General features: G+C 34.7%; 8 protein-coding genes. All 8 read left to right on the top strand.

Features of this window, described 5'->3' with window-relative positions; translation table 11 throughout:
* Nucleotides 1-19 precede the first annotated feature (19 nt).
* The 8 genes from Q0770_RS02625 to Q0770_RS02590 all read left to right on the top strand — a co-directional run bounded on the left by Q0770_RS02625 (nt 20) and on the right by Q0770_RS02590 (nt 14954).
* On the top strand, nt 20-1813 hold the full coding sequence (locus Q0770_RS02625) for a cbb3-type cytochrome c oxidase subunit I (protein ID WP_299113710.1): 1794 nt from the start codon (nt 20-22) through the stop codon (nt 1811-1813).
* 114 nt (nt 1814-1927) lie between these two features.
* Nucleotides 1928-2950, top strand: coding sequence for a Holliday junction branch migration DNA helicase RuvB (gene ruvB / locus Q0770_RS02620; protein WP_299113708.1), 1023 nt, complete (start codon nt 1928-1930; stop codon nt 2948-2950).
* Nucleotides 2947-3873, top strand: a complete 927-nt coding sequence (gene queG / locus Q0770_RS02615) for a tRNA epoxyqueuosine(34) reductase QueG (protein ID WP_370454710.1) — start codon at nt 2947-2949, stop codon at nt 3871-3873. Before ruvB ends, queG begins: the two co-directional genes overlap by 4 nt.
* A 50-nt stretch (nt 3874-3923) precedes the next feature.
* Nucleotides 3924-6209, top strand: coding sequence for an NADP-dependent malic enzyme (locus tag Q0770_RS02610; protein WP_299113706.1), 2286 nt, complete (start codon nt 3924-3926; stop codon nt 6207-6209).
* A 75-nt stretch (nt 6210-6284) separates the two neighbouring features.
* Nucleotides 6285-6866, top strand: coding sequence for a Holliday junction branch migration protein RuvA (ruvA, locus tag Q0770_RS02605; RefSeq protein WP_299113705.1), 582 nt, complete (start codon nt 6285-6287; stop codon nt 6864-6866).
* A 5-nt stretch (nt 6867-6871) separates the two neighbouring features.
* Nucleotides 6872-14152, top strand: coding sequence for a cell surface protein SprA (gene sprA / locus Q0770_RS02600; RefSeq protein ID WP_299113701.1), 7281 nt, complete (start codon nt 6872-6874; stop codon nt 14150-14152).
* Nucleotides 14153-14209: 57 nt separating this feature from the next.
* Nucleotides 14210-14590 carry a glycine cleavage system protein GcvH gene (gcvH, locus tag Q0770_RS02595; protein WP_299113699.1) on the top strand — a complete coding sequence of 127 codons (381 nt, stop codon included), beginning with the start codon at nt 14210-14212 and terminating at the stop codon, nt 14588-14590.
* On the top strand, nt 14562-14954 hold the full coding sequence (locus tag Q0770_RS02590; RefSeq protein ID WP_299113697.1) for a VanZ family protein: 393 nt from the start codon (nt 14562-14564) through the stop codon (nt 14952-14954). Before gcvH ends, Q0770_RS02590 begins: the two co-directional genes overlap by 29 nt.
* Nucleotides 14955-14994: the final 40 nt, after the last annotated feature.

The following is a 14994-nucleotide window of genomic DNA, read 5'->3' as shown; positions in this document are numbered from 1 at the left end:
TTAAGAAAAGATAAAGATTATGTCAGCAACAGCAGATACACACGCTCACGACGACCACGACGTACATCATCACAAAGAGACTTTTGTAACTAAATATATCTTTAGCCAAGATCATAAGATGATTGCTAAGCAGTATTTAATTACTGGTACTATAATGGGAGTTATAGGTGTATTAATGTCTATAATGTTCCGTATGCAAATTGCATGGCCAGAGCAACCAAATGTTTTGTTTGAAGCTTTATTAGGGAAATGGGCACCAGAAGGTGTAATGGATGCAGATATATATTTAGCTCTTGTAACAATACATGGTACTATTATGGTATTCTTTGTATTAACAGCAGGTTTAAGTGGTACATTTAGTAACCTTTTAATTCCATTACAGATTGGTGCGAGAGATATGGCCTCAGGTTTTCTTAACATGATATCATATTGGTTATTCTTTGTGTCAAGTGTTGTAATGATAATTTCATTATTTGTAGAAGCTGGACCAGCAGCTGCAGGTTGGACAATTTATCCGCCTTTATCAGCATTGCCAATGGCTCAAGGAGGTTCAGGAATGGGTATGACATTATGGTTAGTATCTATGGCAATATTCATTGCATCATCATTACTTGGTTCTCTTAACTATATTGTAACGGTAATAAACTTACGTACAAAAGGAATGTCAATGACACGTTTACCATTAACAATATGGGCATTCTTTGTCACTGCTGTTATTGGTGTTATTTCATTCCCAGTATTATTGTCTGCAGCATTATTATTAATAATGGATAGAAGTTTTGGAACATCTTTCTTCTTATCAGATATATTTATTCAAGGTGAAGTATTGCATTACCAAGGTGGATCTCCAGTATTGTTCGAGCATTTATTCTGGTTCTTAGGTCACCCTGAAGTATATATTGTATTATTACCAGCATTAGGTATTACTTCTGAAATTATTGCAACCAACTCACGTAAACCAATTTTCGGATATCGTGCCATGGTAGCTTCAATTTTAGCAATTGCATTCTTATCTACAATTGTTTGGGGTCACCATATGTTTATATCAGGAATGAATCCATTCTTAGGTTCAGTATTTACATTTACAACACTATTAATTGCAATTCCTTCAGCGGTAAAAGCATTTAATTATATAACCACACTCTGGAAAGGTAACTTGCAGATGAATCCAGCGATGCTGTTTTCAATAGGGCTAGTTTCTACTTTCATTACTGGTGGTTTAACAGGTATAATTCTTGGAGATTCTGCATTAGATATTAATGTTCACGACACATACTTTGTGGTTGCTCACTTCCATTTAGTAATGGGTATATCAGCGCTTTATGGAATGTTTGCTGGTATCTACCATTGGTTCCCAAGAATGTTTGGTAGAATGCTTAATAAAAACTTAGGGTATCTACATTTTTGGGTTACAGCAATATGTGCTTACGGTGTATTCTTTCCAATGCACTTTATAGGTATGGCAGGTTTACCACGTAGGTATTATACAAACTCAAACTTTCCGTTATTTGATGACACAGCTAACGCTAATGTTGTAATTACAATGTTTGCCATAGTTGGTGGTATTTTCCAATTGGTATTCTTATATAACTTTTTTGTTAGTATATTTTATGGTAAAAAAGCTGAGCAAAACCCATGGAAATCTAATACATTAGAGTGGACAGCACCAGTAAAGCATATGCATGGTAACTGGCCAGGAGAGATACCTCATGTTTATCGTTGGTCTTACGATTATAGTAAACCAGGACATGATGAAGATTTTGTGCCTCAAAATGTACCTATGAAAGACGGTGAAGAAGAATTACATCATTAGATGTCTACTAAAATTTATAATACAAAGCCTTTCTGAAAACAGAAAGGCTTTTTCTTTATATTTGCTTGTACTGAACTTGTTTCAGTATCTTCATAATTTGAGTTAAATTATTTCATGAACGAAAACTTAGATCCAACAAACGAAAACTATTCTCCTGAAGAACTTGATGTCGAAAAGAAATTACGGCCACTCTCGTTTGATGACTTTACAGGTCAAGATCAAGTGTTGGAAAACCTTCAAATTTTTGTTCAAGCAGCTAACCTTAGAGATGAAGCTTTAGATCATACCTTATTTCATGGGCCTCCAGGTTTAGGAAAAACGACATTAGCACATATTTTGGCTAATGAACTTAGTGTTGGTATAAAGGTTACTTCTGGGCCAGTATTAGATAAGCCAGGAGATTTAGCGGGTCTGTTGACTAATCTAGATGAACGAGACGTATTGTTTATAGATGAGATTCATCGTTTGAGCCCAATAGTAGAGGAGTATCTCTATTCAGCAATGGAAGATTATAAGATTGATATTATGATAGAGTCTGGCCCCAATGCCAGAACTGTACAAATTAATCTAGCACCATTTACTTTAGTAGGCGCAACAACCCGATCAGGATTATTAACAGCACCAATGCGGGCACGTTTTGGTATTAGTAGCCGTCTTCAATATTATAATACAGAATTACTAACGACGATTGTTCAACGTAGTGCTGCTATATTAAATATGCCAATTACTATGGAAGCTGCAATCGAAATTGCTGGACGAAGTAGAGGTACACCGCGTATTGCAAATGCATTATTGCGTCGTGTCCGTGATTTTGCTCAGATAAAAGGTGATGGAAATATTGATATTAAAATATCAAAATTTGCTTTAGAAGCATTGAATGTAGATGCACATGGTTTGGATGAAATGGATAATAAAATCCTAACGACAATTATAGAAAAATTCAAAGGTGGACCAGTAGGTATAACAACATTAGCAACCGCAGTTAGTGAAAGCTCTGAAACTATTGAAGAAGTTTATGAACCATTCCTTATTCAGCAAGGTTTTATAATGCGAACGCCACGAGGTCGTGAAGTTACTGAGCAAGCCTATAAACATTTAGGTAAAATTAAAGGACCAACACAAGGCGGTTTATTTTGATTAACAACAAGACGAAATACACTGAACTTATTAAAACCGAAGCCAAACGCCTCGGTTTTTTATCTTGTGGTATAAGTAAAGCGGAATTTCTTGAAGAAGAAGCACCACGACTTGAAGCGTGGTTAAATAAAAATATGCAAGGCGAAATGCGTTATATGGAAAACCATTTCGATAAGCGTTTAGACCCAACGCTGCTAGTCGAAGACTCAAAAAGTGTAGTGTCTTTATTATTAAATTATTACCCAAGCCAAGAGCAAACAGGAGAAAGTTATAAGTTGTCAAAATATGCATATGGAACCGATTACCATTTTGTTATAAAGGACAAACTTAAAGAACTTCTTCATGTTATTAATGAAGAAATTGGAGAAGTCAATGGCCGTGCATTTGTTGATTCTGCTCCAGTTTTAGACAAGGCTTGGGCTGCAAAATCAGGTTTAGGTTGGATTGGAAAGCATAGTAATTTATTGAGTCAAAAAACAGGGTCTTTTTATTTTATAGCTGAGCTTATCATAGATTTAGAACTCGATTACGACGCACCAACTACTGACCATTGTGGTACTTGTACAGCGTGTATTGATGCTTGTCCAACAGAAGCGATTACTGAGCCGTATGTGGTTGATGGGAGCAAGTGTATTTCATACTTCACTATTGAACTAAAAGAAAATATTCCATCAGGATTTAAAGGTAAATTCGACGATTGGATGTTTGGCTGTGATGTTTGTCAAGACGTTTGCCCATGGAATCGATTTAGTAAACCTCATAACGAACCTCTTTTTAATCCACATCCAGAACTCTTGTCCATGACCAAAAAAGATTGGGAAGAAATTACGGAAGATACGTTTAGACAAGTTTTTAAAAAGTCAGCGGTGAAGCGGACAAAATTCTCAGGTTTACAGAGAAATATTAAGTTTTTAAAAGATTAAGTATTAACTCTAGCAATCCTTATCTTTGTCGCTTAATTTAGTTTTAAATTATGAGCAAGCAAAGCAAAAGAAGAGAAGCCCTAGTATATCATGCAAAGCCTACACCAGGAAAAATAAAAGTTGTTCCAACTAAAAAATACGCTTCCCAGCGTGATTTATCTCTAGCTTATTCTCCCGGAGTTGCAGAGCCATGTTTAGAGATAGATAGAGATAAAGAAAACGTTTATAAGTATACTACAAAAGGAAATTTAGTTGCTGTCATCTCTAACGGAACAGCAGTTTTAGGGCTTGGAAATATTGGTCCTGAAGCTTCTAAGCCTGTGATGGAAGGTAAAGGGTTACTTTTTAAAATCTTTGCGGACATTGACGTTTTTGATATCGAAGTAGATACTGAAAATGTAGATGAGTTTATAGAAACTGTAAAGAATATTGCACCTACTTTTGGAGGTATTAATCTTGAAGATATTAAAGCCCCAGAAGCTTTTGAAATTGAACGTCGTTTAAAAGAGGAGTTAGATATTCCTGTTATGCACGACGACCAACATGGTACAGCAATTATCTCAGCAGCTGCACTAATTAATGCTTTAGAACTTGCTGAAAAAAATATAGAAGACGTTAAAATTGTTGTTAGCGGCGCTGGTGCTGCTGCAATTTCGTGTACTCGATTATATCAATCATGCGGAGCCAAACGTGAGAATATTGTCATGTTAGATAGCAAAGGTGTTATCAGAAGTGATAGAGATAATTTGACGAGTCAAAAAGCTGAGTTTGCAACTAACAGAAAGATTGATACGTTAGATGAGGCTATGATTAATGCCGATGTGTTTGTTGGATTGTCTATGGCAGATATTGTAACACCAGACATGCTTAAAGCTATGGCAGCTAATCCAATAGTTTTTGCTATGGCTAACCCGAATCCTGAAATAGCTTATCAATTAGCACTAGATACACGCGATGATATTATAATGGCTACGGGTCGAAGTGATCATCCTAATCAGGTGAATAATGTACTTGGATTCCCTTTTATTTTTAGAGGTGCTTTAGATGTGAGAGCTACAAAAATTAACGAAGCTATGAAGATGGCAGCGGTTAAAGCTTTATCTAAACTGGCTAAAGAACCTGTTCCTGAACAAGTAAATATTGCTTACGGTGAAACACGCCTCACATTTGGAAGAGATTATATTATTCCAAAACCTTTTGACCCTAGACTAATTGCCGAAGTTCCACCAGCAGTAGCAAAAGCTGCAATGGAAAGTGGTGTAGCCAAAGAGCCAATCGAAGATTGGGAAAAATACCAAAACAGTTTATTAGAACGATTAGGTTCTGATAATAAATTAGTGCGTCTATTATTAAACCGTGCTAAAACTAATCCTAAAAAAGTAGTTTTTGCAGAAGCGGATCAATTAGACGTGCTAAAAGCAGCACAGATTGTTTATGAAGAAGGTGTGGCTATTCCTATTTTATTAGGGCGTAGTGAAACTATTGTAGCATTAATGCAAGAAATCGAGTTTGATGCCGATGTACTTATTATTGACCCAAAATCAGATGAAGAATTAGAACGAAAAAATAAGTATGCTGATTCGTATTGGAAACGTCATGAGCGTAACGGTGTAACAAAATATTCTGCAAGAAAAATTATGCGAGAGCGTAATTATTTTGCAGCTATGATGGTAAACGAAGGTGATGCAGATGCATTAATTTCTGGTTATTCGCGTAGTTATCCTAGTGTAGTTAAACCGATGCTAGAACTTATAGGTATGTCCAAAGGTGTATCTCGTATAGCAACAACTAATGTTATGATGACGCAAAGAGGGCCAATGTTTTTGAGTGATACAGCTATTAATATAAACCCATCTGCTAAGGATTTAACCAAGATTGCTCAAATGACTTCTAATGCGGCAAAAATGTTTGGTATTGAGCCAGTAATGGCAATGGTATCCTATTCAAACTTTGGATCCTCAGAAAATGAGACTGCAGAAAAAGTGAGGGATTCTGTTGAGTATCTTCATAGAACATATCCTGATATGATTGTAGATGGAGAGTTACAAGCAGATTTTGCTTTAAATTCAGAAATGCTTCAAGCTACTTTTCCATTCTCAAAATTAGCAGGTCGTAAGGTGAATACGCTTATTTTTCCAAATTTAGAATCTGCAAATATTACATATAAATTATTAAAAGAGTTAAATAAAGCAGAGTCCATTGGTCCAATTATGATGGGACTAAGGAGACCTGCTCACATCCTTCAATTAGATGCAAGTGTTGATGAAATTGTAAATATGACAGCAATTGCAGTCATAGATGCACAAGAGCGCGAAAAACGTAAGCTTAAAAAGTAAGGATATTCCTGTTTTTTGAGGCTTTTTAGTCTCAATAATTTTATTACATTTGAGCATTAACTTTTTTTTAACTACATGATTACACACATAGAGGGAAAGCTTGTTGAGAAGAATCCAACAGATGTAGTTATTGACTGTAATGGTGTTGGCTATTTGTTAAACATTTCATTACATACTTTTGGTCAAATTCCTGACAAAGAGCATCTAAAACTATACACATATTTTCAAGTTAAAGAAGATGCGCATACGCTTTATGGTTTTTCTACAAAGACAGAGCGCGAAATCTTTAAATTATTGATTTCTGTAAGTGGTGTAGGTGCAAGCATTGCACGTACCATGTTGTCATCTCTTAATCCTGAGCAGGTCAAAGATGCAATTGCTTCAGGAGATGTAGGTTTAATTCAATCTGTAAAAGGTATTGGAGCAAAAACTGCACAACGTGTAATCTTAGATTTAAAAGATAAAGTGTTAAAGGTTTATGGAATTGATGAAGTTTCCGTAACACAAAACAATACTAACAAAAGTGAAGCGTTATCTGCTTTAGAGGTTTTAGGATTCAATAAAAAACAATCCGAAAAAGTTATAGATAGACTTATATCTCAGCAACCAGACGCTAATGTAGAAACATTAATCAAAGACGCTTTAAAAAACTTATAATACTTTTGAATACAACCAATACTAATAATCCCTTCTTTTTAGTCAAATTAAAATGGTGCCTATTTATCATAGGCTTATTGTGTTTTGTTGCTGTTTCAGCCCAGACGACTCCAACAACTCAAGACTCTACTAAGACAACATTTGCATACGGAGATATTAAGTTGCCAAAAGTAGGAAGTATTCAAACATTATATACATACGACCCCATATTAGATAGATACATCTACAACGAAAAAATAGGAAAGTTTAATATCAATTACCCATTAATTTTAACGCCTGCACAATTTCAAAAATTAGTGCAGAGAGAAAAGCTTAATGCCTATTACAAAGAAAAGATAGATGCAACCTCAGGACAGAAAGAAGGAACAGATGACGCTCAGAAAAATTTACTACCAGATTTTTATGTTAATTCAGATTTTTTCGAAAGTATTTTTGGGGGTAACACCATATCTGTAATACCTCAAGGTTCTGTTGATGTAGATTTAGGGATTTTATTCTCACAACAAGACAACCCAACATTTACGCCACGTAATAGAAGTAATTTTACCTTCGATTTTGACCAGCGTATTAGTATGAGTTTAACGGGTACTGTTGGTACACGTCTTCAAGTAAATGCGCAGTATGATACTGAGCGTACATTTGATTTTCAGAATTTAGTAAAATTAGAATACACACCTACAGAAGATGATATTATTCAAAAGATTGAAATAGGTAACGTAAACATGCCGCTTAACAGCTCCTTAATTACTGGGGCGCAAAGTTTATTTGGTGTGAAAACACAATTACAATTTGGAAAAACTAGAGTAACAGCTGTGTTTTCTGAACAACAATCAGAATCCCGTTCAGTAACATCACAAGGTGGAGGAACTCTTGAAGAATTCGAATTTTTTGCTCGTGATTATGACGAAAATCGTCACTTTTTCTTAGCGCAATATTTTGAGCAAGATTATGATAGGGCAATGAATACCTATCCATATATTAATAATAATATCCAGATTACCAGAATAGAGGTTTGGGTTACAAACAGAAATAACCAAACCCAGAATGTGCGTAATGTTGTTGCGTTCCAGGATTTAGGAGAAGCAGAACGTATAGGTCTTGATGTAACACCTCCAGGTTTTGTTAATGTACCAACAACTAGTTTTCCAGATAATGGCAATAACGACTTTGACCCTACTAATATTGGTGGTCCAGGTTCTCAGCTTAACGATAATGTAAGAGATATCACTAATGTGCAAAGTGGTATAGGTGTACAAGTCAATGAAGGTTTTGACTATGGTATTCTAGAGAGTGCGCGTAAACTTAACCAAGGGCAAGATTATACTTTAAATACCCAGTTAGGGTATATTTCTCTAAATCAGAGATTATTAAATGACGAAGTCTTGGCAGTAGCATTTCAGTATACAGTTGGAGGTCAAGTATTTCAAGTTGGAGAATTTGCTAATGATGGTGTAGATGCTACAGATGTCACGGTTAATCCAGGTAATAATAACCAGATTGTAAACAATCAGAGTTTAGTACTTAAGATGTTAAAGAGCGCTGTGACCGCTGTAGAAGAACCAATTTGGGACTTAATGATGAAAAACATCTATGACACAGGTGCTTTCCAATTATCACAAGAAGACTTTAGACTTAATATTTTTTATACTGAAGCTTCGCCGTTAAATTATATTACACCAGCTGAAGTTAATGGTGTGCAAGTGCCATTCCCGCAACTTTATGATAATAACACTTCTACAACTTCTGATGATACAGAGATTGAAGAAACACCTTTAATACGGTTGTTTCATGTAGACCGTTTAAATTTTAATAACGATCCGCAAGAAGGAGGTGATGGTTTCTTTGATTTTGTACCAGGACAAACGGTATTGGTTCAAAATGGTAAAATTATATTTACCAAAGTGCAACCCTTTGGTAATTACCTTTTTGATGTATTAGATGACCCATTAAATCCTGGCGATTATGATGATGATATATATCCTAATGCCAATCAAGAAAAATACGTTTACGATTTATTATACAAGACTACTAAAACACAGGCTTTAGATGAATCCGAAAAGAATAAATTTCAGATAAAAGGGCGTTTTAAAAGTAGTGGTAGTGGCGGAATACCAATTCCGTTTAATGCAGCTAGAGGTTCTGTTAGAGTTACTGCTAATGGGCAATTATTAGTTGAAGGTGTAGATTATGTTGTAAACTATGCGGCTGGTCGCGTTGAGATTTTAGACGAAGCCTTAAAAGCATCAAATACACCAATAAATGTAGATGTTGAGAACAATGCACTTTTCGGCCAGCAAACGAGACGTTTTACAGGGATTAATGTCGAGCATCAGTTTAATGAAAACTTTTTATTAGGCGCAACACTTCTAAACTTAAACGAGCGTCCAATCACTCAGAAAGCTAATTTTGATTCTGAGCCAATAAACAATACCATCTTTGGTGTTAATGGTAACTTTGCGACCGAGGTGCCTTTCTTTACAAGATTGGTAAATAAATTGCCTAATATAGATACAGATGTTCCTTCTAACTTTTCAGTTAGAGGGGAATTTGCTTATCTCGCTCCTGGCGCCCCAAAAGGAACAGATTTTGGAGGAGAAGCCACAGCATATATTGATGATTTTGAAGGCACTCAAGGTAATATAGATTTATTATCACCTTTATCTTGGACGCTATCTAGTAGACCTAGACAATTAGGACGAATTTATGCTCAAGGTGGCGAGGATGATCCAGGTATACAAAATGGTTTTGACCGTGCCTTTTTAAACTGGTATACCATTGACCCTATATTTTATGGGCCTCAAAGACCAAGCGAAATTACAGATGATGATGTGTCCGATTTATACACTAGACGGGTGTTTATCAGGGAAATTTTTCCTGAAATTGATTTAGTACAAGGACAATTAGCTATTATAAATACACTAGATTTAGCTTACTATCCAACAGAACGTGGACCATACAATTTTGATCCATCAGCAGCTAATGGACAAGCATTAAATCCAAATGATAGTTGGGCAGGTATAACAAGGCAGATAACCTCTACCGATTTTGAGCAAGCCAATGTTGAGTATATTGAGTTTTGGGTGCAAGATCCATTTTTAGATAACCCAACAAATCCAGGTGGTAAATTAACGATTAACTTGGGTAATATTTCTGAGGATGTTTTAAAAGATGGTAAAAAACAATTTGAAAATGGTTTACCTGAAGATGGAAACATAGATTTTTTACAAAATATAAACCTGCAAACGCCTTATGCAGTGCCTCAAAATCAATCATTAATTTACACGTTTGGGACAACTGGTCAAGAGCGTATTAACCAAGATGTAGGTTACGATGGTTATGACGATATTGAGGAGCAAGATGTTGTAGATTTCTTAGAGCAACAAACTGGATTATCACTTGATTTTGGACCAGACCCATCTTTAGATAACTATGCATACTTTTTAAATACAGATGGTAATATCTTTGAGCGTTATAGACAATATAATGGTTTTGAAGGTAATACACCAGATGCGTTTTCTCAAACTAATAGAGGAAATACTACACAACCAGATGTTGAAGATGTGAACAGAGATAACACAATGAATACCATTGATAGTTATTTTGAATACGAAGTAGATATTACTCCAGCCTCTTTAAATGTAAATAATCCACAGATAAATGATATCAAAGTTGCACCAGTAACATTACCAAATGGAAATACTAGAGATGTCACTTGGTATCAATTTAGAATGCCAATTTCTGAACCAACTAGAGCTGTAGGGGGCATTACAGATATTAGGTCTGTTCGTTTTGCACGTTTATACATGACTGATTTTACCGAAAATACAGTGATGCGTTTTGCAACTCTAGATTTAGTACGTAGTGATTGGAGACGATTTACTCAAGATTTAGATAATAATCCTAATAATAATAGTGCTGATGCAGAATTTAATGTAGCTATTATTGGTATTCAAGAAAATGATGGAAATTATGTGATTCCTCCGGGCGTAAGACGTGAAGAGTTAAATAATAACAATAATGTTATCCGACAGAATGAGCAATCTTTGGTTCTTGAAGCCTGTGATTTAGAACTAAATGATTCAAGAGGCGTATTTAAAAACATCAGTTTAGATATGCGTCAGTATAAAAAAATGAGAATGTTTTTGCATGCGCAATCTCAAGAAGCACAGCCGTTAGATGATGGTGAATTGGTGGCGTTTATAAGAATGGGTAATGATTTTACAGATAATTTTTATCAGGTCGAAATCCCATTAATTAATAGTGATTTAATACAAAGTGGAAGCACATCTGTAGAGCGTCGTATTTGGCCAGAAGAAAATGAGATTAATATTCCTTTAGAGTTTTTACAAGAAATAAAATCAAGAGGGATTTCTAATCAAACTCTTGCTAACGAAAACCCTACTTATTATGATGTCATTGATGGTGTTTTAGGTGAAAATCCTGTGCCAGAATTTCCAGGAACTGGTCTTGATGATGGTATTAAAAACCAACGTGTAGCCATAAAAGGGAATCCTAATTTTGGTAATATCAGAGTGCTTATGGTAGGCTTGAAACATTCTGGTAAAAACAGAACGCCAGTTTGTGGAGAAGTTTGGTTTAATGAGTTAAGAATGTCCGACCTAGAAAATGAAGGTGGCTGGGCTGCAGTAATGTCTATGGATACCAACTTTGCAGATTTTGCTACTATTAGTGCTTCAGGGCAACGAAGTACAATAGGATTTGGAGGCTTAGAGCAAAATCCTAACGAGAGAAGTAGAGAAGATGTTATAGGTTATGATGTTGTAACTAATGTACAGTTAGGACAATTATTGCCAAAGAAATGGGGCATTAATTTGCCTTTAAATTATTCTCAAGGAGAAGAATTAATCACACCTCAGTTTGATGCATTTTATAACGATTTAACTTTAGAGTCTCGTGTTAATGCCGCGCAATCTGCTGAAGAAGCTCGACAAATAGAGCGTCAATCAGAAAATTATACTAAGCGTACGAGTATAAATTTTATTGGTGTTAAAAAACAAAGAACTACTGATAAGCCACAACGATTCTATGATGTAGAAAACTTTACGTTCAATTATTCTAATAACAAAGTTCAACACAGAGATTTTGAGATAGAGCAATCGCTTCAACAGAATATAAGAGCAGGAGTTAATTATGCATACAGTTTTCAGCCAAAGAAAATAGAGCCTTTCAAAAAGAATGATTCATTATTCACTGGGAGGTATTGGAAGATTCTAAAAGATTTTAATGTTAATCTATTACCAACAAGCTTTTCAATTAATACAGATATTAATAGAGATTTTAATAGTCAGAAATTTAGAGAAGTTGCCCTTGTAGGTAATAATATCGGAATTGAAGAAGTCTTTAGACGTAATTATACTTTTGATATGCAATATGCAATCAATTATAATTTAACAGATGCGTTGAGCTTAAATTTCACAGCTAGTAATAATAATATTGTACGTAACTATTTTATAGACGATCGTCTAAACGGGCGTCAAGATCCAGAGCTAGATGTTTGGGATGGTTTCTTTGATGTTGGTGATCCTAATATTCAAAATCAACAGCTGTTAGTTAATTATGAACTCCCTTTAAATAAGATACCTATTTTAAGTTTCTTGCAATCTACTTATACTTACAATAGTGATTTTAGGTGGCAAAAAGGCTCGGATTTAAATCTCAATTTCGAACAAACCGACGCTAATAATAATGTTATAGGTACTTTTAATTTAGGTAATACTATTCAGAACAATAGTGCTCACACCTTAAATACAACGCTTAATATGGAGTCGTTGTATAAAGAATTAGGAATTAAAAAAGCGGCAAGCTCAAGGCGTAATACCTCAGGAAGAACATCTGGCGGTAATAGAAACAATTCAACAAATAATACGCCAGCAAAAAAGAAAAGTGTTGGGAAGCAAATAGGCAATACACTATTAGATATAGTGACAATGGTTAAGCGTGTTAACATAAACTATGTTGAGAATAGTGGAACATTTTTACCTGGATACCTCGATACGCCAGGTTTTATTGGCACATTACAGCCAACAGTTGGTTTTACATTTGGGAGTCAGAGAGATATAAGAGAGACAGTTGCAAGAAATGGCTTGTTAACCATCTTCCCAGAGTTTAATCAACAGTATACTGAAAATGTAGATAGGCGTTTAGACTTCACGGCTAATTTAGAGCCAATGCGTGATTTAAAAATTGACTTGATTGGGAGTAGAAACTTCCAAGAAAATACAGCACAAAACTTTAGAGGATTAGACAGTGATAATGATGGGTTTAGTGATGCTTATGAAGAATTAATAAACAACTCTTTTGGTAACTTTAATATTTCTACATCCTTAATTGGTACAGCATTTTCTAAAAGTGATGAAAATGCTTCTGCTGCTTTCGACGATTTTAGGGCTAATAGATTAATTATTGCAGATAGGCTAGCAACTAATTTCTATGGTAATACAACATTCCCTAGAGATGCAGAAGGCTTTCCAGTAGGTTTCGGTAAAAATAACCAAAAGGTATTATTGCCAGCATTTTTGTCTGCGTATCATGGCTCTAATCCAAATAAGGTAAGCTTAGGTGCATTTAGAGATGTGCCTATTCCTAATTGGCAACTTAAGTATACTGGATTAATGAAATTGCCTTGGTTTAGAAAAAACTTTAAACGTTTTTCTTTACAACACGGATACCGTTCTACATATAGTATCAATCAATTTAGAACTAACCTAGATTTTGATCCATTAAATCCAACAGAGTTAGATCAAGGAAACAACTTTAAAAACGAGACACTATTTAGTAGTATTAATTTGGAAGAATCCTTTAGTCCATTAATACGTATTGAGGCTACAATGAAAAACTCACTTCAGGTTACTGCAGAAGTTAGAACAAGCCGTTTACTATTATTGAGTTTTGATAACAACTTAATGACTGAAGAGCAAAGTAAAGAGTATACATTAGGATTAGGTTACAGAATCAAAAATGTAAGACTATTTAAAAAACTAGGCGGTAATAGAGGCGGTAATGTTAATAGCGATCTTAATTTAACCTTAGATGCTAATATTAGAGATAATCTTACTATAATTAGATATTTGGATTTAGAAAACAATCAGATTACAGCAGGGCAAACCATTTGGGGTGTTAAGTTTAATGCACAATATGATTTAAACAGAAATCTTACAGGAATCTTTTTCTTTGATTACTCGTTCTCTGATTTTGCAATTTCAACATCATTCCCACAGACCTCAATCAGATCTGGATTTACATTGCGATATAATTTTGGAAATTAATTTTGAAAATCGTCTTTTAAAAAATTACATTTGTTGAGCTAATAAAATAAAATTACCATGAATATTCCAGCGGATTTAAAATATACAAAAGACCACGAGTGGGTAAAGATAGAAGGTGATACAGCTACAGTTGGTATTACTGATTTTGCTCAAGGAGAATTAGGCGATATCGTTTATGTTGAAGTAGAAACTTTAGACGAAACCCTAGATATCGAAGAGGTTTTTGGAACAGTTGAAGCTGTTAAAACGGTCTCAGATTTATTTTTGCCTTTAAGTGGAGAAATTATTGAATTTAACGAAACACTTGAAGACGAGCCGGAATTAGTAAACACAGATCCGTATGGCGCAGGTTGGATGATTAAACTCAAATTTTCTGACGATAGTCAATTAGAAGGTTTAATGTCTGCGGATGATTACAAAGCACTTATTAGTGCTTAAAAACTCAAAATTCTATCTTGTAATTGCTGTAGCTTATACATTTATTCTACTGTATTTTACTTTAGGAAATCCTGATGAAGTTTTACCTGAAACTAACATAAAGTTTCAAGACAAAATCTTTCATTTTATTGCTTATATTACTTTAGCAATACTTTGGGGTTTGTATTTTTTTACAGGCCATTACAAAAAAGGATTGCTAATTAGTTTTATAGCTACATTAATTTTTGGAGTAGTATTAGAACTAGTACAAGAAGTTATTAATCCACTTCGTAATTATGATAATCTTGACCTGCTAGCCAATTGTGTTGGAGTGGTAGTTGGTACGATTGTTGTGCTTTATTACAAAAATCTTAAGTTAAAATAGCAATTTCCTTTGCTTTTTTAATGATTTATTAATTAAATTA

Source organism: uncultured Winogradskyella sp., assembly GCF_947501905.1.
Lineage (GTDB): Bacteria > Bacteroidota > Bacteroidia > Flavobacteriales > Flavobacteriaceae > Winogradskyella.
The sequence above is the reverse complement of the archived record's forward strand: the minus strand, read 5'-3'. Positions and strand labels throughout refer to the sequence as shown.